Below are 21,544 nucleotides of genomic sequence, written 5' to 3'. Positions count from 1 at the left end.
GGTGAGGGCTCGCAGCGCTTCGCTCCGCTGGACTCCTGGCCGGACAACGCCAACCTGGACAAGGCCCGCCGGCTGCTGTGGCCGCTCAAGCAGAAGTACGGCCAGAAGATCTCCTGGGCCGACCTGCTCGTGCTGGCCGGCAACGTCGCGCTGGAATCCATGGGATTCAAGACATTCGGCTTCGCATTCGGCCGCCCCGATATCTGGGAGCCCGAGGAGGTCTACTGGGGTCCGGAGGAGGAATGGCTCGGCGATCAGCGCTACAGCGGCAAGCGTGACCTGGCCAATCCACTCGGTGCGGTGCAGATGGGACTGATCTACGTCAACCCGGAGGGCCCCAACGGCAAGCCCGATCCGCTGGCCGCCGCGCACGACATCCGCGAGACCTTCGCCCGGATGGCGATGAATGACGAGGAGACCGCCGCGCTGATCGTCGGCGGACACAGCTTCGGTAAGACCCACGGCGCCGGCGATGCCGACCTGGTGGGCCCGGATCCGGAAGCCGCTCCGATCGAGCAACAGCTGATCGGCTGGAAGAGCAGCTTCGGCAGCGGCGTCGGCAAGGACGCCATCACCTCCGGCCTCGAGGTGGTGTGGAAGCCCAATCCGACCAAGTGGGACAACGGTTACCTCGAGACGCTCTACGGCTACGAATGGGATCTGACCAAGAGCCCGGCCGGTGCGTGGCAGTACGAGGCGACCAAGGCCGGCGCTGTCATCCCCGATCCGTTCGGCGGTAAGAACCGCAAGCCCACCATGCTGGTGACCGATGTGTCGATGAGGGTGGACCCGGCCTACGGCAAGATCACCCGGCGCTGGCTGGATCATCCCGAGGAGTTGGCCGACGCCTTCGCGCGGGCCTGGTACAAGCTGCTGCACCGCGACATGGGCCCCGTCTCGCGCTACCTCGGCCCGTGGGTCGCCGAGCCGCAACTGTGGCAGGACCCGGTCCCCGCGGTCGACCACAAGCTGGTCTCGGCCAAGGACATCGCCGCACTGAAGGCCAAGGTGCTCAAGTCCGGTCTGTCGGTGGCTGATCTGGTGGCGGTCGCATGGTCCTCGGCGGCCAGTTTCCGCGGCACCGACAAGCGCGGCGGCGCCAACGGTGCCCGCATTCGCCTTGAGCCGCAGAAGAAGTGGGAGGCCAATGAGCCCAAGCGTCTGGCGAAGGTGCTGCCGGTTCTGGAGAAGATCCAGGCCAGCTTCAACCGTTCCGGCGGGGGCAAGAAGATCTCGATGGCCGATCTGATCGTGCTGGCCGGTTCGGCCGCGGTGGAGAAGGCAGCCGCCGACGCCGGAGTCTCCGGCGTCAAGGTGCCGTTCCACCCGGGTCGCACCGACGCGAGCCAGAAGGACACCGACGTCGACTCGTTCGCGGTGCTCGAGCCACGGGCCGATGGTTTCCGCAACTTCTGGCAGAAGGGCGAGAAGCTACCGCTGGAGAAGCTGCTTCTGGAGAAGGCGTACATGCTCAACCTCACCGCCCCGGAGATGACCGCGGTGGTCGGTGGGCTGCGCGCGCTGGGTGCAAACCACGGCGGCAGCAAGCATGGCGTGTTGACCAAGACCCCCGGCGTGCTGAGCAACGACTTCTTCGTCAATCTGCTCGACATGGGCACCGAGTGGTCGGTGTCGAAGGCCTCGGAGAACGTCTACGAGGGCAAGGACCGCAAGACCGGCAAGGTCAAGTGGACAGCGACCGCCAACGATCTGGTGTTCGGGTCGAACTCGGTGCTGCGCGCGGTGGCCGAGGTCTACGCAACCTCCGACGCCAAGAAGAAGTTCGTCAAGGACTTCGTCGCGGCGTGGGTCAAGGTGATGGACAACGATCGGTACGATCTGCACAGCTGACTCGCAGAAACGAAAACCCCCGCGGACTCCGCGGGGGTTTTCGTTTGTCTGCACCTGAGAGCAGGCGTCGGATCGGCGTCATCACACCGACGGCTCCAATCGCGCCCGGTCCTGCTGCACTGAACGCCGACGCCGCGCCCACCCCCACGCCGCCGACCCGGCCACCACCGCGAAGCCCACCAACCAGGGCCAGGCGCCGTGGCTGTACACCCAACCCGCCAGCGCGCCCTGGATCCGACGGGCACCGGCGATCACCGGGTCCTCGACGCCTGTGCTCGAGCCGAACAGCCGCAGCTCGAACCAGCCGTACCAGGCAACGTAAAGGCCGACCATCACCATCACAGCACCGCTGATTCGGTTGACGTACGGCAGCACCCGCCGCATCCGATCAACCAGCGCCGAACTGGCCACCGCCACAGCCACCGCCAGGACGCCCACCACCAGCGTGATGCCGGCCGCATAGGCGACGTACACACTCACGCCGCTGGCCAGTGATCCTGTTCGCAGACTGCTCCCGGTAACGGCGAGAAACGGGCCCACAGTGCATGACAGCGAGGCGATCGCATAACCGACCCCGTAGCCGAACATCGATCCCAGTCGCGCGGTGGGCGCCCACCGTGCGCCGGCGGCAGCCGATCGGATCACCAACTCCCGGCCGCTGAGTGACCAGATACCCAGTGCCACAAGGGATATTCCCACAACGAGCGTCACGTACGGCAGGTAGCGCTGGACGGTGGAGGCAACCGAAACGGTCAGCAACCCGAACATCCCGAACACCGTGAGGAACCCCAGCGCCATGGTGACGGTGGCGCCGAGCGCACGCCCGAGGGCCGCGAGCTGGCCGGTGTTCTCGACGTCATCACGCTGCACCACAAAGGTGAGGTACGCGGGCAGCATGGCGAACCCGCACGGATTGAATGCGGCCACCATTCCGGCGGCGAATGCCAATCCGATCAGTTCACCATTCACGGCAGTTAAGCCGTCAGCGCCCGCACCCGGTCGGTGAGTTCCTGCTGCGACATCGCCGATACCGGGTTGTTGACGAAGGTCGAAGTCCCGTCGGCCTTCAGGAACACATACGCCGGCTGCCACGGCACGTTGAACTGAGCCCAGATCGACCCGTTCGCGTCGTTGAGGTTGGTGAAGTTCAGGTTGTACTTCGAGACGAAGTTCTCCATCGAACCCACGTCAGCGCGGGTGGAGACGCCGACGAACGTCACGCCGGGATTCGCCGCCGAGACGGCGCTGACGCTGGGCGCCTCCTGGTTGCAGAACGGGCACCACGGTGTCCAGAACCACAGCACCGCCGGTTTGCCCTTGAGGCTGGCCCCATTGAACGGAGCGCCGCTGAGCGTCGTGCCGGTGAAGTTGAGGTCATCCGCCGAGGCGATCGCCGGCTTGCCGAGGCCGACGGTCAGCGCCAGCACCGCCAGCACCATGGTCAGGGTCCTCATCGCATATGTCTTCATGGTTCCCACCCTAGGAGTGTTGCGGCGTCACCGACCACCTGGTCGGGCGAGGGTCAGAAATGCGTAAGACGGCCGCCTCCGCGGGCTTACGGTGGGCTGATGTCGGACGATCTATCCCAGGCCTTCGGAGAACTGCTCGACGAACTGCGGGCCATCGAGCACAAATTCCGCACCGCAGAACCGCCGTTGGATGAGCCTGATCTGCTCGACGGCTACCGGCTGGCCTTCTCTCTGCTGCGGGTGGCGGTCGACGCCTACGTGTGGGGCGACAAGGACAACCCCCGCTTCGTAGACGTCATCGGCCCCTATCTGAAGTGGGGCGGGGACAACTCGGACGCCTTCTATCAACTCGCACCGGTCGATCCCGCCCGCAGTTACCGGGTGAGCGGCAACCGCGGCGACTCGGTGTACCTGTCGATCACCGTCTACGGCGGTCCCGACGACGGCCACTACAGCACCCGGATCGAGCGGACGCTCAACCACCGCTCCATCGATTTCGATGACGACGGGAATTTCGAGTTCATGCTCTCCGGCCTTGATCCCGACGCCGTCGTGGCCCTGACCCGCGACTACCTCGACAACCCGGAGAGCGATCGACGGGCGACCTGGACTATCGAGGCTCTCGATCCCCCCGCGCGGCGCCGGGATGACCCCGCCGACCTCACTCGGCGGCTGCGTGCCGCGAAAACCTGGATATCGGAACAACTCTCATTCATTCCCACCCGGATCGCCCCGCCCAATGACATCCACGAGCCGTTCCCGGTGCCGCAGAACGCCTACGGCTGGTCGGCGGCGGATGCCGCCTACGCCATGGGCGCCTACGATCTGCGGCCCGATCAGGCGCTGATCATCGAGGGCACCTCACCGGAATGCGTCTTCTGGAATCTGTGTCTGTGGAACCCGTTCCTGCACACCTACGACTCCGCCTATGAGCGGGTCACCATCAACGGCGCACACGTGCAGTACGAGCCGGATGGCTCCTGGCGGATCGTGGTCAGCGACCGCGATCCCGGCCACCCGAACTGGGTCTCCACCGCCGGCCGGGAGCGCGGCCTGATCTGGCTGCGCTGGTTTCTGCCCGAACAGACCCCGCAACGGCCGACCTGCCGGGTGGTCGACCTCGACGGGGTGCCGACGTGAGTGCGGCCCGTCCGGGGCCGGTCCGGATCGACGACCTCGGTCACCCGGTCTACCCGGCGGCCGCCCAACCGATCCGCGAGGCCCTGGCCGGCTACGGCCGTGCCCTGGACCTGACTCCGGCGGCGCTGCTGGCCACCGCATCCGAACGCACCGGGCTGACCGACTTCGGAGATCCGTCTTTTCGGGAGCGCCTCGAGGTGCTGTGCGCGGCGCTGCGAAACGAGGCCAATCTCTCCGACACCGGCGTCGGGGTGGTCTTCGAGCAACTGACGTCGAACCTGGTCAACCGGTTGCGACTGGAGGCGCTGATCACCGCTCATCCCGAGATCGAATCGATACCGATTCTGCGGCCCATCATCATCGCGGGGCTGCCCCGTAGTGGAACCACCCACCTGCACAACCTGATCGCCGCCGATCCGGCGATCCGCGCCCTGCCCTACTGGGAGAGCCTGGAGCCGTTCCCGGCACCCGATGACGCCGGCGACCAGTCGCGGCAGGATCGCTGCGCGGTCGGCCTGGAGATGGTCGAGACGTCGATGCCTTATTTCAAGCGCATGCACGAGATGACCGTCGATCATGCGCACGAAGAGATCCAGCTGCTGGCCAATGACATCTCCGGCATGCTCTTCGAGACCACCTACTACATACCGAGTTTCGCCGCTCACTACAAAGCGGCCGACCAGCATGCCTCCTACGCTTACTTCAAACGGAGTCTGCAGGCCCTGCAGTGGTTGCGCGGCGGCGACAGGTGGGTGCTGAAATCGCCGCAACACCTCGAACAGTTCCCCACCCTGTACGACACATTCCCGGATGCGACTTTCGTCGTGACCCATCGCGATCCGGCCGAAGTGACCCGCTCGATGGCCACCATGGTCGCCTACGGGTCCAGGATGGCCTGCGCGAACCCCGACCCGCACACGATCGGCCGGTACTGGCTGGGTCGCGCCGAGGACCTGCTCAACGGATGTCTCCGTGACCGCGAAGTCCTACCGGCCGAGCAGTCGATCGATGTGCGGTTCGCAGACTTCATGTCCGACGAGCAGGGCACCCTGCGGGCGGTCTACGCGTTGGCGGGCCAGCCCTACGACGACGGCGTGCAGGCGGCGATGTCGGCGTTCATCGCCGAGCATCCGCGCGGCCGCCACGGCGAGGTGACCTATGACCTCAGTGATCTCGGCCTGGATGCCGACGACGTCGCACGCCGCCTCAGCGGGTATCGGAGGCGCTTCATTGAAGATTAGCTGGCAGAACCCTAAGAACCTTTTCTCACAGGAGTTTTAGACTCTCGCCATACCCCCAACAGGTTTGCCGGATTAACCTCGGTAGCACGACCAGCAAGGGGGCACCATGACCAGTTTCACCTCCCGCTACGGGAATCCCGCCGACGATTACAAGGGTGTCCATATCCGCGCCTACAGCCGGCACACCGCCACCGTTGTGACGGTCACCGGCCGCGTCGACGCCCGCAATGTCGATCATCTGATCGCGCGCAGCACCCGGCTGATCCACGAAGACGCGCCGCTGGTACTCGACCTGACCCGTGTGAGCGTCTTCACCCCGGCGGCGATGCGGCTGTTCGCCGCCGTTGACGACCGCTGCGCGGCAGTCGCCGGCCAGTGGGCTCTGGTCGCCGGTGATGCGCTGGCCCGGCGGATCCGCGGTGCGGACCTCCCCGTTCGCGCCACCGTGGCCGAGGCCGAGCACCGGTTCGACGATGCGATCCTGCGCAGGCGCGGCCTGCTGGGCCGAACTGCCTGATCGGGTCCCGCGTACCCTTTCAGTCGTGGAGCGTCGCAAGTCCGGACTGGCAGTCGCGCTGCTGTGCGCAGCCGGCTTGGTGACCGGCTCCCCGACCGCGACAGCTGATCCGACACCAGCTCCGACCCCGGCTCCGACGCCGGCTCCCACCCTGGGAATCACCACCGACGGCACCTTCACCGTGGGCGCCGATATCGCACCCGGGGTCTACGCCTCCGCGGGTCCGGTGACCGGCGGGGTCTGTTACTGGCGCCGCATCGGGGCCGATGACGCCACCCTCAACAACGCGATGACCAAGCAGCCCCAGATCATCGTGATCGAGGCCACCGACGTCGCGTTCAAGACCAAGGGCTGTCAGCCGTGGCAGCCCACCGACGCCCAACCACCCGGCGAATCCTCGCCCTGGCTCTCACAACTGCAACTGCGGCATCAACTCGACGTTCTCAACGGCCTGGCCGGCCAGTCCGGAAACGGACAGCTTCCCCCGTACTGATCGGCGTCCGGTAGTTCACTTCCCGGCAGCCGCCGGGCAGGCGCCGTGATCTTGAAGTTGTTCCCCACCGGCGAAGTCGCCGGTCTCCCCGTTTGCGCGGTCAGCGAGGATGACGAACCCCGGGTGGCTGTCCCGGACGGCGCCAACAACCACCAGCGTCTGAATACCCATCTCCAATTCGGGATCCTCCAGCGCATCGGCTCGCAGGCGGAAAGGGTTGACCACCAATTGATCTCCGTCGACTGCGATCGCATCGTAGGTATGTCCGGCCAGCAGGGCGGGGAACGGCGCCCAGTCCGGGCCGATATCGGCGGCATGCCGGGCCAGCGTCTCATGCACGTCGGCTCGCAGACAGTCGATGTGAATGTGCAACTGATCCTGCGACCGCGACACCGCGGAGTTGACGGCCAGCGCGATCCAATCGCGCGGCAGTGCGCCACCGGCCGCGGCCTCGGTGAACGACCTCGCCTCCCACGCGGCGGCGAAGTAATTCGGCGCCCCGTCGGCCAGCAGTTCCGGACTCTCGACTCCGGGGACCTTCGCAGTGGGGATCAGCAGGTATTGCCGGGGACCGACGGCGTCTTTGAGCACCGCCCAGCCACCCTCGAGATCCACCGACGCGCACGGCGCCGGATCGCGGTGCGCCACCTCGTCGGCGACACACTGACCGCTCACCAGCTGCCACAACGCAGCGGAGTCGGCATGCGCCGCCCCCGCACCGCTGTTCACCACCATTAGAGCGGCCACCGCCCAGCCTGCACCCCTCAGCACCGCCCCACCCTACGATCGGGTTTGTGATCGTGCTGCTGCCCCCGTCGGAGACCAAACGTTCCGGCGGGGACAAGCCGGCGCTGCGACTGCGCGCGCTGAGTACGCCCGCGCTCACCGGGATGCGTTCCGAAATCATCGGTGACCTCGTCGATCTGGCCGCTGATCCACAGGCCTGTCGCCGGGCGCTGGGAATCTCAGCTGCCCAGGATGAGGAGATCGCCCGCAACGCCAGGCTGCGCACCGCGCCGGCGATGCCCGCGATCCACCGCTATACCGGTGTGCTGTACGACGCCCTGGATGCCGAATCCCTGACCGGTGCAGCGGCCGCGCGGGCCATGGCGCGGCTGGCGATCGGATCGGCACTGTTCGGTCTGCTGCGGGCCACCGACCGTATCCCCGCGTATCGTTTGTCGGCCGGTTCCAAACTGCCCGGCCGGCCCGGCCTGGCCGGCCGCTGGCGTCCCGTGCTGGAACCGGTGCTGGCCGACTTGGCGGCTCGCGAACTGGTCGTGGATCTGCGCTCCGGCGCCTACGTCGGCCTCGGGCGAATTGACGCAGCGGTACGTGTCGACGTGCTGGCCGAGCACCCGGACGGACGGCGCACCGTCATCACCCACTTCAACAAGGCACATAAGGGACGCCTGGCCAGGGTGCTGGCCACGACGACCACTGAACCCGATGACGCCGCCGCAGTGGCTGCGGTTGCCAAGCGCGCCGGAATGCGGGTCGAGCGCGACGGCGACGAACTCACCATCCTGGTCCCGGCCTGAGGCATCATGGGCTGATGACCTCCCGCTGGCAGCAGACCGATGAGGTTCCCCGGGGCGACGACTACGACGCGCGCTGGCGGAAGTTGGCCGCGATCGGGAAGAACATTCACGGCGAGGCCGACCTGGTGGAGTCACTACTGCCCGGGTCGGGCGGCTCGGTTCTGGATGCAGGCTGCGGAACCGGACGGGTGGGGATCGAACTTGCCCGGCGCGGCTATTCGGTGATCGGCGTTGACTCCGATCCGCAGATGCTGACGACCGCGCGGGACAAGGCACCCGAATTGCCCTGGCTGCAGGTCGATCTCGCAGCACTGCCGGACACTCTCCCCGGACCTTTCGACATGGTCCTGCTGGCCGGCAATGTGATGATCTTCCTCGAGCCCGGGACCGAGGAGCAGGTGGTGACCGGACTGTCCGGACGATTGGCTCCCACCGGTCTGCTGGTAGCCGGTTTCAGCCTGAGACCCGATCAGCTGTCGGTGGACCGCTACGACGACCTGGCGGCTGCCGCGGGTCTGCGGCTGCTGCACCGCTGGTCGACCTGGGACCGCAAGCCCTACGCCGGCGGCGATTACGCGGTATCGGTACATTGCCGATGAGACTGCGTTCGGGCCCCGTTCCGGACCGGTACAACGCCTTCACCGCGCGACTGGCCGCGGCCGGCTATCAGCCTACGACCATGCGTGTGGTGGGCTGCTGCATCTTGGCGCTGGGACTGTCCGCCCTGCTGGCTGGAGTGGAGCCCCGCACGACACCGTGGCCGGGTTTCCGGCTGGCGTACATCGGGATCGCCCTCGGCTGCGTGGTACTGGCGGTGCCCTGGTTCCGGTATCGCTGGCCAACACGCCGCGAATCGATCGCCGTGGTCGTGGTCGGAAACTTTGCGCTCGCGGCCGGCTGTCTGGCCACCATCGATCCGATGGCGGGCATGCTGACTGCAGCGGCCTTTCCCTTCGTCCTCGGGTTCTGCGCGCTGTTCCACAGTTCCCGCCTGCTGACCATGGTGTCGGTCGTGACCTCGCTGACAGTGATCATGCTGTTCGGCCGGATCGCCCGTCATGAGATCGCGACCGCCGTAGCGGTCACCATCCCCATCGTGCTGCTGTGCGTTGTGACCACCTACGCCTGCCGCACCGTTGCCACCGTTGCGGTGCCCGATGGCAATCCCGCCGAAGTTGATCCGGTGACCGGCCTGCTCACCCGCGAGGCGTTCTACGAGCAGGCCGCAACCCTGATGGGCGCCCGCAACCGGGGCGATGACCGGTACCTGGTCATCGCCTCCATCACCATCGACACTCTGAACGCCATCACCGGAATGCACGGCGCCCGCGCTGCGAATCGAGCGACGGTGGCGGCCGCTCAGGCGCTGCGCGAAACGGTGCGTCGTGGCGCAGTCACAGGCCACTTCAGTGAGACGGAATTTCTGGTCGCCGACACCTTCACCACACCGGACCCCGCCCCATTGGGCGAGCGACTACGCGGGGCCGTCGCCTCGACCCCGTCCGGGATCACCGCAAGCATCGGCGTCGTGAGCACCGCACTGGGCCCGCTCACCGAGCGCCCGCCCTATGACGTCCTCGACGAAGTGATCGCCCGGGCCACCGAGGCCATGGCGCAGGCACGGCGCGACGGCGGCAACCGGGTGCACTACGTGTTCGATACGGATCTGCGCTTGTGAAACTGCTCCCGATCCTGGCTATCGCCGCCCTCGCGCTGCCGGCCGCACCCGCCGCTGCTGACAGCGCCGGACCCGCGGACTTCGTCGACCTGCACGACGTTGCGCCGACCATTCTGTCCGACATCCGCTACTTCACCCCGCACAACTTCACCGGTGATCCGATCGACGGCTATCAGGCGCCGATATGCATCCTCACCCGCGAGGCGGCCGAGGCTCTCGGCCGGGCGCAGCAGGACTTCGTCGAACGCGGTTACACGCTGAAGGTCTACGACTGCTACCGCCCGCAGCGAGCCGTCGACGCCTTCGTCAGCTGGGCCGACAACATCGCCGACCAGCGAATGAAACCGGAGTTCTACCCGCGGGTCGACAAGACGACGTTATTCGATGACGGCTATATCGCCGAGCGCTCCGGCCACAGCCGCGGCAGCACCGTCGATCTGACACTGGTGGAACTGCCCGCCGTGGACACCGCCCCGTACATCCCGGGTCAGGCGCTGGTGGATTGCACTGCGCCCCAACAGGAACGGTTTGCCGACAACTCGATCGACATGGGAACCGGATTCGACTGCTTCGACACCCTTGCCAACACCTCTGATCCCCGGGTCGGAGGTGAGCAGATGAAGAACCGCACCCTGCTACTCGAGGGTCTCGAGCAACAGGGTTTCGCGAACTACGACAAGGAGTGGTGGCACTTCACCCTCCAACCGGAGCCGTTCGGGCAGACGTTCTTCGACTTCCCCGTGACCTCGGGCGACTCAATCTCCGGTTAGCGCCCGCCGCAACATGTGCATGGCCACCGTGGTGGACCGCTCGCGGATATCGGCACGCTCCCCCGGCACCAGGATGCGGCGGGTGATGACCGGACCGCCGGCCAGCGCGACACAGAACCACACCGTTCCCACCGGTTTGTCGGCGGTGCCGCCACCGGGTCCGGCCACGCCGGTGATCGACACCGCGGTGTCGGCATCGAAACGGCGCAGCGCACCGTGTGCCATCGCCGTCGCCACCTCTTCGGAGACCGCGCCGTGCTCGGCAATCAGCCCGGCGTCGACACCGAGCACCTCGATCTTGGCCTCATTTGCGTATGACACCACCCCACCCATCACGTAGGCGGAGGATCCGGGCCGGTCGGTCAACCGTGCCGCGAGCATGCCGGCGGTGCAGGATTCGGCGGTCGCGATACGCCGGTCCGCCAGCAACCCCGCTACCTGCTCATCGATGGTCGCACCGTCCTCGGAGAAAATCACCGAACCGTGCCGTTCGCGCATCAGGTCCATCAGCGCCCGGTATGCCCCCGCGCTGTCGGGTTCGTAACGGGTCACTATCTCCAACTCGCCGCGCCGCAGGCATGTGGTGATCTCAAGATCACTGAAACCCGGAATACCCTCTGCCTCACGAAGTGTCTCCGCAAGGCCCGCCTCGGCGAGGCCGAACATCCGCACGATCTCCTGACGGTAGATGGTGCGTCCCGAGATCGCCTGCTGCACAACCTCGGTCGCCATCGCCGCCGGCCACATACCCTGCAACTCCTTCGGCGGCCCGGGCAGCACGATGATGGTCGGGCCGGTGTTGTCCCGCGCACCGGGTACCACCACTCCGGGAGCGGTTCCGACCGGATTCAGCACGGTGGCGCCGTCGGGAATCATTGCCTGCTTGCGGTTGGCCTCACGTACTGCGTCCATATCCACATCGGTGAACCGGGACATCCACTTCGCGACGATCTCGGCGATCCTGGTCTCCATCGCCACGTCGAGTATCAGTTCGCGGCTGCAGAACCGGGCCACCGTCGCCACCGTCATATCGTCTGCGGTTGGTCCGAGACCGCCGGTGGTGACGATCAGATCAACACCCTCGGCGCTGAGGAACCGCAACTGGGCCTCGATGTCGGCGGCGCGGTCGCCACAGATCGTGATGTGCGCCAACTCGACGCCGAGTTCGAGCAACCGATCGGCCACCCAGGGACCGTTCTCGTCCCTGACCCGTCCGGTCAATACCTCGGTACCGGTGACCAGGATTCCTGCGCGTGCGCTCACCGGGATCAGACTACTGAGCGGCCTAACGGCGCAGTGGGGTCGCGGCCTCGAATTCGGCCGACCGGCCGCTGGATTGCCAGACATACCAGCGTTCCCAGCGCCGCACCGCCGACCGCTGCCACCGGCGATCGAGGCCGGGCAGCACCCGCCGCCCCACCTCGACGGCAGCGATGAATGGTGCACGCAGCAGGAGCACGGCGATCCCGGCGACCGGCGAGGGCATCCGGTGACTGCGGCGGTTGCGCGGCAGCATGAACAGTCCGGCGTAGCCCGCCTGAACTCGATAGTGGTAGCCGGCCCGCAACCGGTCCAGACCGCGCTGACCGGCCCGCGGCGCGAACGCCGGACCGAACGACTCCACCAGTTCGGCGCCGTCGGGACCGGCGTCGTAACTACGCGCCGCATCGGCCATGAACAGAATTCGCCAGCCATCCATCACGGTCTGCGGAAAATAGCCGTCGCAGCGCACCCCAACCAGATGGCCGCAGTACCGGTTGAAGTGCAGCACCGCGCGCATCTCGTGTGGGGAGGTGATGAACCCGAGGGTGGTCAGCCCCAGTGCCGGAGCGACACTGCCGCCCAGGAGGGTGAGCAACATCGCCGACTGACTGATCGGCAGGCCCCACCGGTCGACGCTCCATTCCGGGTGTCCCCTGACCCGGGCCCGGACGCTGACGTGCATGATCCGGACATGCAGGGAGATCGCCCGGGCCAGTGATCCGCGCGCCAGCACCGCTCCCGGCCTGCTGACCTCAATCCACCACCGTGAGGTCTCCAGGTAGCGGTGCAGCGCCCGTTCACCGGCATATCCGCCGGACAGCGACAGCGGCAGTGCCAGCCAGGCCTCGGTGTAGGTGTCCATGGTGCCGGCGTTGCCGACCGCGCCGAGCGAGTAGGCCCACCGCCGCCATACGGCCGCCCCCTGTTCGACCAGATCGGGATCCACCCAATCGGGGACATGGTCGAAGTCGGCGATCAGCGCACGCAGGGAATCGGGGGCGTCCGGCACCGAATCCACGCCGAACTGCAACGCCTGCTCGACCATTTCGCGGGCCCGCCGGGCGCCGATCTCACCGTGGTATGTCTCGGCGACGAACCGTTCGGCAATCGGGTCGCCCTCGGTGAGCCCGGCCTTGAACGCGGCGGCTATCTCATCGGACGGGAACAGATCAATCCCGGTGTGCCGCAGCACCCGCTCGCGCAGCCGGGCATGACCGGAGCCCGCCTTGGCCTCCGGAAACAGAAATGCCGACGGGATGTCGGGGTCTGGTGGGCTCAGCGGCCTGCGCCGGGGTCTCGGACGACAAGCGGAACCGCGGGGAATGCCGCCGCGAGTTCTGAACGCGACCGACGCAATGCGGCGGTCCCGTATCCCTTCTTGCGGTGTGCGGGGTTGATCCAGATCCGGAAGTTGACCTCGCCGCCGGTCAATTCGCCGAACACCATGCCGACCTTGTCCTCGCCGTCGATGGCGATGAACCAGGCGGCCTCCTCGGCCTTGAGCCGGTCCCGCGCCCAGGCGATCTCGTCATCGAGGGCACCGGCCGGGGACCCCGACCCGTCACCGGCTGCACCCACCTCGTCGGTGCGGGTGGCGAAGATATCGCGATCGTCATCCGGCGAGAACGGCCGCAGCCGCAGGGTTTCGTCAGCGCTGGCCGGCCGTTCACCGACGGCGAAGCTGAGCTTGCTGTTGAGATCGTCGAGCTCCGCGGCGATCTGCTTGCGGGAATCCTTGGTCAACTGGTGGAAGGACATGTTCATGACGGCCTCGGCGCCGGTGCGGGATTTGCCCAGCAGCTCGGTGATCGCGTCGATGGCCGCCTGGCGATCACTGGACTCGACGATCGCGTCGAGAACTTCGTGACGACGCTCCAGTGCGGTCATGAGGGCATCGGCGATGGCACGCCGGGTGACGGTGCGGTCCTGATCGGTCATGACCTAAGCGTAAGGCCCCGACCTGTGGTGGGAAGATGGACCGTCCCCCAACAGCGCGAGGAGTGCCGGACGTCGTGGCTGCGATCTCTCCCAGGAACCTCCTGAGGATCTTCGCCGTGGTACTCCTGCTGCTCTGCGCCGGTGATTACCGGGTCTTCGCCCGACTGCAGCCGCCGGCCGCCCAGGACATCGAACTCACTCACGGCTGGGCGCTGAAGTCGGCCACCGGTCTGGCCGCCGACGGTGCGGCACTGTCGAATGCCGGGTACGAGGAACGTGGCTGGGTACCGGTGCGCCGAATGCCCGCCACGGTCCTGCAGACCCTCCAGGACGCCGGGGTCTATCCGGATCTGTACTACGGCAAGAACCTGCTCACCGAGGTTCCCCAGGATCTCTACAAGCAAGACTGGTGGTATCGCACCACGTTCACGGCACCGGCGGACTTCCGCACGTACCAACTGGACTTCCCCGGCATCAACTACCGCGCCGATATCTGGCTCAACGGCAACCTCGTCGCCGACAACCGCCACATCGTCGGCATGTACAACAACCACCGACTCGATGTCACGCCGTGGATCGCCAAGGGCGCCGCCAACACACTGGCCGTCAAGGTCACCCCCGAACAAGCTATCCAGGATGTCAACGGCGTCGAGTTGGCCGACAGCTGGTACGACTGGATCAACTGGCGCTACCTGGGCTACCAGGGGCCGGGCAAGAATCCGGCCAACGGCAACTCGTTCGTGCCCGATCGCAACGCCGGCATCTTCAAGCCGGTGCGACTGCACTCCTTCGGGGCGGTCGGAATCGGGGCCTCGGCGGTCAACACCGCACTGGCGCTGCCCGACACCGACACGGCCGCGCTGACCATCTATTCCAGCGTGCGCAACTTCACCGATGATCCGGTGTCCGGCGTACTGCGGGCAACCATCTCCCGGCCCGGGACGACGCCGATCCAGGTAGCGCAGGCGATGACGCTGCAACCGCGCGAAGATCGCGAGATAACCTTCAGCCCTGGCGATTTCGCGACACTCACCATCGCTCATCCCGACCTCTGGTGGCCCTACACGATGGGCAATCCCGACCTGTACGACCTGCGGCTGGACTTTGTCCAGAACCGAACGATCACCAATACCTCGGCGCTGCGATTCGGTATCCGCACCGTCACCCAGGGTCGCGACTCCGCCGACATCGCGAGTGTGCCGGGCGGGGGCGGAAACTTCTTCCTCAAAGTGAACGGCCGCGACTTCCTGGTCCGCGGCGCCACCTACACACCCGATCTGCTGTATCGCTATGACCCCGAACGGGACGCGGCAATCCTGAGGTACGCGCGCGATCTGGGCCTGAACATGCTGCGACTGGAGTCCAAGATCCCCTCCGCCGAATTCGCCGCGAAGGCCGACGAACTCGGCATCCCGCTGATGTACGGCTGGATGTGCTGTAACCAGTGGGAGAAGTGGCAGCAGTGGGACGCCGAGGACCGCCGGGTCGCGCAGGAGAGCATGCGCTCCCAGATCGATCTGCTGCGATCGCATGCCTCGGCGTTCGTCTGGGCCAACGGCAGCGACGGCCGTCCGCCCGACGATATCCGGGCCGCCTACTGGCAGGTCCTCGCCGACCGGCGCTGGCAGAACGCCGTCGTCGACACGGTGTCGTCCTTCGCCCGTGACGCGGGCGGCAAACCGCTGTGGGACGGCATTCAGATGGCCGGCCCCTACAGTTGGCGTCCGCCGTCGTACTGGTTCAGCGGCCGCTACGGTGCAGCGCGCGGCGCCTCTGCCGAGCAGGGCGATAACGAGCACATTCCGCCCTATGCCAGCCTGCGCCGTTTCATCCCGCCGGACAGGCTGTGGCCGATCAACGACACCTGGTTCTTTCATGCCGGTTCATCGCCGCAGAACTCCAACCTGACCAACGTCCGCCGGGTGATCGACCGGCGCTACGGCCCCTCCAACAGTGCTCAGATGTTCGCCGACAAAGCTCAACTCGCGCATTACGAAGCCACCCGCGCCCAGTTCGAGTCCTTCGCCGCCAGCGGCTGGGACGGCCACAAGATGACCATCTACTGGATGCTCAACAGTCATTGGCCGTCGTTCTTCGCCAACATCTTCGACTACTACCTCAAGCCGGGTGGCGCGTACTACGGCGCGAAGAAAGGCCTGCGACCGCTATCGGTGGTGTTCGACTCCTACGCCACCGGCAACCACCGGCAGGGCCGCATCAGCGTGGTCAACCAGAGCTCCGAGACGAAATCCGATCTGCGCGTGCGGATCCGGACCTATGACCTGTCCGGCAGGGTTCGCGACGTCCGCGCCGCCGAAGGTGTCGAGGTTCCCTCCGGCGGCGCCGTGCAGGCACTGACCATTCCGCCCGGCCCCGCGGACTCACCGGTCTTCTTCGTCCGCGCCGAGGTGCTGGATTCCGGCGGGGCCGTCGTGACCGAGAACGTCTACTGGCAATCGCAGACCATCGACGACGTGGGACCGGCGGCCAATGACTCAGCGTTCGACTCCAAGCAGATCAGCTGGGCCAATATGACCGCACTCAACGGTATGCCGAAGGTGGCCCTCGACGTGAGTGCGACCCCCGACGGTGGTGGCGGCCGGGACGTCACCGTCCGGTTGCGCAACCCGTCGGATCGGATCGCCTTCTTTGAACGCGCTGAACTGCTGTCCACACCTGACGGCGACGAGATCCTGCCCGTCGAGTACGACGACAACTACGTCACGGTCTTTCCCGGCGAGACCACCGAGATCCGCGGCCACGTTCCGGCTGGCGGCCCAACTCCGGGGTGGGTGCGGGTGACCGCCTACAACGGCTCGCCGGTGGTCGTGCCTGTGCGCTGAGCGGCTTGTCACCTACATTCGATTTCGACAGCGGAAGGGACGATAGTGCTGGAGCAGGCTCTGGTGGTGGCCGCCGCCCTGGCCGGCTCGGTGTTCACCGCAATCGGGATCGTGGTGCGTCAGCGGGCCACCCTGGATGTGCCGGCCGAACACGGGTTGAGCCCGGTGATGCTCGACACCCTGCTGCGCCGGCCGCGATGGTGGGCGGGTACCGCCGCGGCGGTGATCGGCTACGTCTTCTACGCGATCGCCCTGGCCAGGGGTTCACTGCTGCTGGTCGCCCCGCTCCTGGTGTCGGCCCTGCTGTTCGCCCTTCCGCTCAGCGCCTGGGTGTCGCACCGGCGTGTCACTCGCCGTGAGTGGGGCTGGGCGCTGCTGCTCACCGTTGCGCTGGCGGTCTTCGTGGCCCTGGCCCACACCGCGCCCGGTGATTACGAAGGCACCGAACTGGCCGCGGCGGTGGTCGCCGCATCGACTTTCGTCCTGGTCGGCGGCTTCCTGCTGGCCGCCGTGCGTTTCAGCGACTGGCGCCGCGCCATCCTGCTGGCCCTTGCAGTCGGGGTGCTCTTCGGTGTGGTGGCCGTGCTGACCAAGATCGAGATGAATCTCCTCACCGAGGATGGCGTCGGCCGGGCGTTGCGCTCACCGGTCACCTACGCCCTGATCGCAACCGCCGTCGCCGCGACACTGCTGCAGCAGTCGGCCTTCCACGCCGGGTCCCTGCGCGCCTCGGTACCGGCCATGCTGGTGCTCGAGCCGGTGGTCGCCGTCCTGCTCGGACAGGTACTGCTCGGCGAGCACCTGATCGTCAGCGCATCGGGCGCGGTGGTGCTGGGTGCCGCGCTGGCAGCCATGGCGGCCGCCACCATCGCTCTGGGCCGCGACGAGGGTGCATTCGAGGACACGTTGGAAGCCTCCACGCAGCGCCGAATGAACTGACCCGCATGATGGTGGGGTGTCCTCCTCAGATCCCCTGACCCCGATCGCCGCGGGGCCGGCCGGGCCGGGGGTGGGTGCGTTCTTCGACCTCGACGGAACCCTGGTCGCGGGATTCACCGCTACCGCGCACGCCGGGGACCGGCTCCGGCGCGGGCAGGCACGCGTGGGCGAGGTACTCGGCGTCATCGAGGCGGCCCTGCGGTACAAGCTGGGGCGCATGCAGTTCGAGCGACTGCTGATCCGAGCCGCCGGCTATCTGCGCGGAGAGTCGCTGGCCGAATTGCACGCGATCGGTGAGCGACTCTACGCGGAGCGTCACGTTCACCGGGTCTACCCGCTGATGCGCGAGATCGTGGCAGCACATCTCCGGCACGGACACACGGTGGTGCTGAGCTCCTCGGCGCTGGCAATCCACGCCGTGCCCGTGGCACGCGCACTGGGCATCGAGGACGTCGTGTGCAATGACTTCGAACTCGCGCCGGACGGAACCCTGACCGGCCGGGTGACTGAGCCGATAATCTGGGGACGGCAGAAAGCCGCTGCGGTACAACGGTTCTGCGCCGCGCGCGACCTTGAGATCGCGCACAGCTACTTCTACGCCGATGGCGACGAGGACGCCGCACTGATGGCTCTGGTCGGGTACCCACGGCCGGTCAACCCGCGGCCCCGCCTTGCCGCACTGGCCGACGCTGAGGGGTGGCCGGTGCTGCGGGTTTCGGTGCCCGGCGATCGGCGGCTCAGATGGCGCGGTGCGGGACGTCGGTGATCAGACCGCCGTCGACCACGTACTCCGATCCGGTTGAGAACGAGGATTCGTCACTGGCCAGGAACACCACGAAGGTAGCGACTTCCTCGGGTTTTCCGGCCCGGCCCATCGGCGCGGTCACGATGTCGTCGGGGAGATGCTTTGTCATCCCGGTCCGGATGAAGCCGGGGTGGACGGAGTTGACCCGAATTTTCTCCGGCGCCAGCTCCAGCGCCGCCGACTTGGTCAGTCCGCGCAGACCCCATTTGGAAGCAACGTAGGCGTGCGCCCATGCCGCGCCGCGCATGCCCTCGATCGAGGAGATGTTGATGATGGATCCGCCGCCCGCGGCGATCATCGGATCGATCACCGCCTGAATCCCCCGCATCGCACCGGTGAGGTTGACGTCGAGCACCTTCTGGAAGCGGGTGATATCGGCGGTTTTGAGCGGGGCCACCTGAACGACGCCGGCGTTGTTCACCAGGACGTCCAGCTTGCCGAATGTCGTCACCGCGGTGTCCACCGCAGCCTTCCAGTCCTCGGCGCTGGTGACGTCGAGATGGACGTAGCGCACGGCGTCCCCCAACTCGGCGGCCAGCTTCGCACCGTCCTCGTCGAGGATGTCCCCGACTACCACCTTGGCTCCCTCGGCGACCAGCATCCGGGCGCTCGCGGCTCCCATCCCCATGGCTCCGGCGCCGCCCGTGATCAGTGCAACCTTGCCCGATACGCGTCCCATGGGGCGTCAGGTTACTAGAACCTGTTTCAGTTTTGGCTTCGGCTTGGAGTTTGGCTGCGCATACTTGTCACCATGGCCATTCGTGTCGCGCATATCGGAACCGGCAATGTGGGCAGGCTGGCCCTCGCAGAGCTGATCGCCAACCCGGCATTCGAGCTGACCGCCGTGTGCGTGTCGAGCAAGGACAAGGTCGGCCGCGACGCCGGCGAGCTCGCCGGCCTGAAAACAGTCACCGGGATCACCGCCACCGACGACATGGATGCACTGCTGGCCACCGAACCGCAGTGTGCGGTCTACTGCGCGATGGGTGACACCCGGATGCCCGACGCGATGAAGGACGTAGCGCGGATCCTCGCGGCCGGTGTCAACGTGGCCGGTTCGGCACCGGGCATCCTGCAGTTCCCGTGGAAGGTCATGCCCGACAAGTACATCGCACCGTTGGAACAGGCTGCGCTACTGGGGAATTCGAGCGTCTACATCAACGGTGTGGACCCCGGCTTCGTGACCGACCTGATCCCGCTGGCCTTCGCGAGTACCTGTCGGAGTATCGAGCAGGTGCGGTGCATGGAGATCGCCGATTACGCCACCTATGACGGCGCGGAAGTGATGTTCGACGTGATGGGGTTCGGCAAGCCCGTCGGCGAGGTGCCGATGCTGTTCCAGCCCGGCGTGCTCTCAGTGGCGTGGGGCTGCGCAATTCAGCAGCTCGCTGCAGGTCTGAACATCTCCATCGACACCATCACCGAGAGCTACGAACTCGAACCTGCGCCGGAACCCATCGATATCGCGGCCGGCCACATCCCGGCCGGCGGTGTGGCTGCGGTCCGATTCGAGATCAAGGGCATGGTCGGTGACACACCGACCATCGTGGTCGAGCACGTCACCCGGGTCCGCGGCGATCTGCGTCCCGACTGGGCCCAGCCGGCTCAGCCCGGCGGCTCCTACCGCGTCGAGATCACCGGCGAGCCGTCCTACGCGGTGGACATCTGCCCCACCAGCAGACTCGGCGACCACAACCATGCAGCCATCTCCGGGGCGGCGGGCCGGATTGTCAACGCAATCCCCGCCGTCGTCGCCGCGCCACCGGGAATCCGCACCACGCTGGACCTGCCGCTGGTGAGCTCGGTCAACCTGTTCGGGTAGCTAGCGGACGCCGATCGCGATGCCGGGAAACGGCCCGCCGTTGACGAACTGCGACAGACACAGCGCCCGCCACGCCGAGCCGCCGACACTGCAGTTGAGGATCGCCGTCTGGTCCGGTGCCGACCCCAGCACACGGGGCGGACGATTCGGGATGCCACAGTTGTCGACGTACGGGTTCATCGGGGTGATGCCGTTGTAGCAGGGGGCCGTGGGCGCTGAGCCAGGGCCGGCCTGCGCCACCGGGGCCGCGACAAGAAGCCCTGCCGCCGCTGCCATGCCGAGCACGATTGTTGCTGCCGTCGCACCGGGACTGGCCATTCGCCACCACCACCCTTCGACGACGCCCTACGGTGAGCGCACTCTCAACGCTACTCCTGTGAACGAGGACTGATGCCGGCCCAGATCGTGACGGCGTGCGCCGGGTTTCTGCTGGCAGTGCTCTGGATGGACCTGATGTTCGACAGCCAGGTCCGCACCACCGACCGCGACAACCCCCTCGACGAGCGGGTGCTGGCCTCCATCGCCGGGTACTACCAGCGGGCGACCACCACATCCCAGCCGATGGGCTCGGCCATCGCCGCGGTGATGATCGCACTGGTCGCGACACTCGGGGTCGAGGCGTTCCGCGGTGCCACCCCGGCTCCAATCCTGGCCCTGGGAGCCGTTTTGGCGGGCGGGCCGATCCTGCTCGCGCTCACCAGGACGGTGCCCAATGCAGTCCGTCTCGGTCACCGCAGCGGCAGCACGGCAGAGCAGTCCCGGCTGGCCCGCGCGGTGTTCCGAGACCACCTGATCTGCGCTATCGGCATGTTCGCATTTCTGGTGCTGCGGATCGTCGCCGGAGTAGGGTAGAACTAAACTAGAACACGTTCCAGTTAGCGGCCGTCCCAAGGAGTCCCCCATGCACACTCCCCTCTGCGACGAACTCGGCATTGAGTTCCCGATCTTCGCGTTCACCCACTGCCGCGACGTCGTCGTCGCGGTCAGCAAGGCCGGCGGCTTCGGTGTCCTGGGCGCCGTCGGGTTCACCCCCGAACAACTGGAGATCGAGTGCGCCTGGATCGATGAGCACATCGGCGACCACCCCTACGGCGTCGACATCGTCATCCCGAACAAGTACGAGGGGATGAACACCGATATGGCCGGCGATGAGCTCGCCGAAATGCTCAAGAAGATGGTCCCCCAGCAACACCTGGATTTCGCCAAGAAGATCCTGGCCGATCACGGCGTGCCG

The 21,544-nt window shown here is 66.8% G+C and carries 23 protein-coding genes; 15 read left to right on the top strand and 8 right to left on the bottom strand.

Translation table 11 applies throughout. The features are described from left to right. On the top strand, positions 1 to 1,851 hold a 1,851-nt coding region (katG, locus tag ACR2JI_RS09765; protein ID WP_526389879.1), incomplete at its 5' end, for a catalase/peroxidase HPI. A gap of 81 nt (positions 1,852 to 1,932) precedes the next feature. On the opposite strand, the gene ACR2JI_RS09760 is transcribed toward katG, so the two are convergent. Both ACR2JI_RS09760 and ACR2JI_RS09755 read right to left on the bottom strand, forming a co-directional pair. Further along, a complete protein-coding gene (locus ACR2JI_RS09760) occupies positions 1,933 to 2,820 on the bottom strand; it encodes a cytochrome c biogenesis CcdA family protein (RefSeq protein ID WP_526389878.1) in 888 nt (295 codons plus the stop codon). A 5-nt stretch (positions 2,821 to 2,825) separates the two neighbouring features. Further along, on the bottom strand, positions 2,826 to 3,320 hold the full coding sequence (locus ACR2JI_RS09755) for a protein disulfide oxidoreductase (RefSeq protein WP_526389877.1): 495 nt from the start codon (positions 3,318 to 3,320) through the stop codon (positions 2,826 to 2,828). Between the two features lie 99 nt (positions 3,321 to 3,419). On the opposite strand from ACR2JI_RS09755, the gene ACR2JI_RS09750 reads away from it, so the two are divergent. From ACR2JI_RS09750 to ACR2JI_RS09735, 4 genes are all read left to right on the top strand, one after another. Beyond that, a complete protein-coding gene (locus tag ACR2JI_RS09750; protein ID WP_526389876.1) occupies positions 3,420 to 4,460 on the top strand; it encodes a DUF1214 domain-containing protein in 1,041 nt (346 codons plus the stop codon). Next, complete coding sequence (locus ACR2JI_RS09745; protein ID WP_526389875.1) at positions 4,457 to 5,701, top strand: sulfotransferase; 1,245 nt, start codon at positions 4,457 to 4,459, stop codon at positions 5,699 to 5,701. The genes ACR2JI_RS09750 and ACR2JI_RS09745 overlap by 4 nt, the downstream gene beginning before the upstream one ends. Before the next feature lie 106 nt (positions 5,702 to 5,807). Beyond that, a complete protein-coding gene (locus ACR2JI_RS09740; protein ID WP_526389874.1) occupies positions 5,808 to 6,218 on the top strand; it encodes an STAS domain-containing protein in 411 nt (136 codons plus the stop codon). A 25-nt stretch (positions 6,219 to 6,243) separates the two neighbouring features. Then, positions 6,244 to 6,711 carry an Rv1352/Rv1906c domain-containing protein gene (locus ACR2JI_RS09735; RefSeq protein ID WP_526389873.1) on the top strand — a complete coding sequence of 156 codons (468 nt, stop codon included), beginning with the start codon at positions 6,244 to 6,246 and terminating at the stop codon, positions 6,709 to 6,711. A gap of 15 nt (positions 6,712 to 6,726) precedes the next feature. Here ACR2JI_RS09735 and ACR2JI_RS09730 read toward each other — a convergent pair whose 3' ends face one another. Continuing rightward, on the bottom strand, positions 6,727 to 7,482 hold the full coding sequence (locus tag ACR2JI_RS09730; RefSeq protein WP_526389872.1) for a CDP-diacylglycerol pyrophosphatase: 756 nt from the start codon (positions 7,480 to 7,482) through the stop codon (positions 6,727 to 6,729). A gap of 23 nt (positions 7,483 to 7,505) precedes the next feature. Between ACR2JI_RS09730 and yaaA the strand changes: the two genes are divergently transcribed. From yaaA to ACR2JI_RS09710, 4 genes are read left to right on the top strand one after another with little or no spacing between them, the layout of a single operon-like run. Further along, on the top strand, positions 7,506 to 8,252 hold the full coding sequence (gene yaaA, locus ACR2JI_RS09725; protein ID WP_526389871.1) for a peroxide stress protein YaaA: 747 nt from the start codon (positions 7,506 to 7,508) through the stop codon (positions 8,250 to 8,252). Between the two features lie 14 nt (positions 8,253 to 8,266). Continuing rightward, on the top strand, positions 8,267 to 8,851 hold the full coding sequence (locus tag ACR2JI_RS09720; protein ID WP_526389870.1) for a class I SAM-dependent DNA methyltransferase: 585 nt from the start codon (positions 8,267 to 8,269) through the stop codon (positions 8,849 to 8,851). Next, a complete protein-coding gene (locus ACR2JI_RS09715; protein ID WP_526389869.1) occupies positions 8,848 to 9,930 on the top strand; it encodes a GGDEF domain-containing protein in 1,083 nt (360 codons plus the stop codon). Before ACR2JI_RS09720 ends, ACR2JI_RS09715 begins: the two co-directional genes overlap by 4 nt. Beyond that, the gene (locus ACR2JI_RS09710) at positions 9,927 to 10,700 is read left to right on the top strand and encodes a M15 family metallopeptidase (RefSeq protein ID WP_526389868.1); all 774 of its coding nucleotides are present in this window, start codon (positions 9,927 to 9,929) and stop codon (positions 10,698 to 10,700) included. The genes ACR2JI_RS09715 and ACR2JI_RS09710 overlap by 4 nt, the downstream gene beginning before the upstream one ends. Here ACR2JI_RS09710 and ACR2JI_RS09705 read toward each other — a convergent pair. Genes ACR2JI_RS09705 through ACR2JI_RS09695 form a run of 3 tightly spaced genes read right to left on the bottom strand, consistent with a single transcriptional unit; the run spans position 10,686 to position 13,901 of the window. Then, positions 10,686 to 11,963 (bottom strand): competence/damage-inducible protein A, encoded by a 1,278-nt coding sequence (locus ACR2JI_RS09705; protein WP_526389867.1) that lies wholly within the window; start codon positions 11,961 to 11,963, stop codon positions 10,686 to 10,688. The genes ACR2JI_RS09710 and ACR2JI_RS09705 overlap by 15 nt on opposite strands. A 22-nt stretch (positions 11,964 to 11,985) precedes the next feature. Continuing rightward, entirely contained in the window at positions 11,986 to 13,221 is a 1,236-nt protein-coding gene (locus tag ACR2JI_RS09700; RefSeq protein ID WP_526389880.1) for an oxygenase MpaB family protein, read from the bottom strand. A 17-nt stretch (positions 13,222 to 13,238) separates the two neighbouring features. Next, positions 13,239 to 13,901 (bottom strand): GNAT family N-acetyltransferase, encoded by a 663-nt coding sequence (locus ACR2JI_RS09695; RefSeq protein ID WP_526389866.1) that lies wholly within the window; start codon positions 13,899 to 13,901, stop codon positions 13,239 to 13,241. A 116-nt stretch (positions 13,902 to 14,017) separates the two neighbouring features. On the opposite strand from ACR2JI_RS09695, the gene ACR2JI_RS09690 reads away from it, so the two are divergent. From ACR2JI_RS09690 to ACR2JI_RS09680, 3 genes are read left to right on the top strand one after another with little or no spacing between them, the layout of a single operon-like run. Further along, the gene (locus tag ACR2JI_RS09690; protein WP_526389865.1) at positions 14,018 to 16,744 is read left to right on the top strand and encodes a glycosyl hydrolase 2 galactose-binding domain-containing protein; all 2,727 of its coding nucleotides are present in this window, start codon (positions 14,018 to 14,020) and stop codon (positions 16,742 to 16,744) included. A gap of 45 nt (positions 16,745 to 16,789) precedes the next feature. Beyond that, the gene (locus tag ACR2JI_RS09685; RefSeq protein WP_526389864.1) at positions 16,790 to 17,683 is read left to right on the top strand and encodes a DMT family transporter; all 894 of its coding nucleotides are present in this window, start codon (positions 16,790 to 16,792) and stop codon (positions 17,681 to 17,683) included. Positions 17,684 to 17,699: 16 nt separating this feature from the next. Beyond that, on the top strand, positions 17,700 to 18,449 hold the full coding sequence (locus ACR2JI_RS09680; protein WP_526389863.1) for an HAD family hydrolase: 750 nt from the start codon (positions 17,700 to 17,702) through the stop codon (positions 18,447 to 18,449). On the opposite strand, the gene ACR2JI_RS09675 is transcribed toward ACR2JI_RS09680, so the two are convergent. Further along, positions 18,421 to 19,167, bottom strand: coding sequence for a glucose 1-dehydrogenase (locus ACR2JI_RS09675; protein ID WP_526389862.1), 747 nt, complete (start codon positions 19,165 to 19,167; stop codon positions 18,421 to 18,423). The genes ACR2JI_RS09680 and ACR2JI_RS09675 overlap by 29 nt on opposite strands. 72 nt (positions 19,168 to 19,239) lie before the next feature. On the opposite strand from ACR2JI_RS09675, the gene ACR2JI_RS09670 reads away from it, so the two are divergent. Then, the gene (locus tag ACR2JI_RS09670; protein WP_526389861.1) at positions 19,240 to 20,310 is read left to right on the top strand and encodes an NAD(P)H-dependent amine dehydrogenase family protein; all 1,071 of its coding nucleotides are present in this window, start codon (positions 19,240 to 19,242) and stop codon (positions 20,308 to 20,310) included. Here ACR2JI_RS09670 and ACR2JI_RS09665 read toward each other — a convergent pair whose 3' ends face one another. Further along, positions 20,311 to 20,586 carry a hypothetical protein gene (locus ACR2JI_RS09665; RefSeq protein WP_526389860.1) on the bottom strand — a complete coding sequence of 92 codons (276 nt, stop codon included), beginning with the start codon at positions 20,584 to 20,586 and terminating at the stop codon, positions 20,311 to 20,313. Positions 20,587 to 20,700: 114 nt separating this feature from the next. Between ACR2JI_RS09665 and ACR2JI_RS09660 the strand changes: the two genes are divergently transcribed. Beyond that, positions 20,701 to 21,162, top strand: coding sequence for a hypothetical protein (locus ACR2JI_RS09660; RefSeq protein ID WP_526389859.1), 462 nt, complete (start codon positions 20,701 to 20,703; stop codon positions 21,160 to 21,162). A gap of 49 nt (positions 21,163 to 21,211) precedes the next feature. Further along, the coding region (locus ACR2JI_RS09655; RefSeq protein ID WP_526389858.1) for a nitronate monooxygenase at positions 21,212 to 21,544 on the top strand (333 nt) is incomplete at its 3' end.

The sequence above is a fragment of the Mycobacterium sp. genome (genome assembly GCF_051006775.1).
In the GTDB taxonomy this organism is placed as follows: domain Bacteria; phylum Actinomycetota; class Actinomycetes; order Mycobacteriales; family Mycobacteriaceae; genus Mycobacterium.
Note: the sequence above shows the minus strand (reverse complement) of the source record. Positions and strands in the feature narration are given on the sequence as shown.

Excerpts from the sequence above, each read along its gene's own strand:
- ACR2JI_RS09755 (WP_526389877.1), bottom strand. The coding sequence starts at position 3,320 with ATGAAGACATATGCGATGAGGACCCTGACCATGGTGCTGGCGGTGCTG.
- ACR2JI_RS09750 (WP_526389876.1), top strand. The coding sequence starts at position 3,420 with ATGTCGGACGATCTATCCCAGGCCTTCGGAGAACTGCTCGACGAACTG.
- ACR2JI_RS09740 (WP_526389874.1), top strand. The coding sequence starts at position 5,808 with ATGACCAGTTTCACCTCCCGCTACGGGAATCCCGCCGACGATTACAAG.
- ACR2JI_RS09720 (WP_526389870.1), top strand. The coding sequence starts at position 8,267 with ATGACCTCCCGCTGGCAGCAGACCGATGAGGTTCCCCGGGGCGACGAC.
- ACR2JI_RS09715 (WP_526389869.1), top strand. The coding sequence starts at position 8,848 with ATGAGACTGCGTTCGGGCCCCGTTCCGGACCGGTACAACGCCTTCACC.
- ACR2JI_RS09695 (WP_526389866.1), bottom strand. The coding sequence starts at position 13,901 with ATGACCGATCAGGACCGCACCGTCACCCGGCGTGCCATCGCCGATGCC.
- ACR2JI_RS09675 (WP_526389862.1), bottom strand. The coding sequence starts at position 19,167 with ATGGGACGCGTATCGGGCAAGGTTGCACTGATCACGGGCGGCGCCGGA.
- ACR2JI_RS09670 (WP_526389861.1), top strand. The coding sequence starts at position 19,240 with ATGGCCATTCGTGTCGCGCATATCGGAACCGGCAATGTGGGCAGGCTG.
- ACR2JI_RS09665 (WP_526389860.1), bottom strand. The coding sequence starts at position 20,586 with ATGGCAGCGGCGGCAGGGCTTCTTGTCGCGGCCCCGGTGGCGCAGGCC.
- ACR2JI_RS09660 (WP_526389859.1), top strand. The coding sequence starts at position 20,701 with ATGCCGGCCCAGATCGTGACGGCGTGCGCCGGGTTTCTGCTGGCAGTG.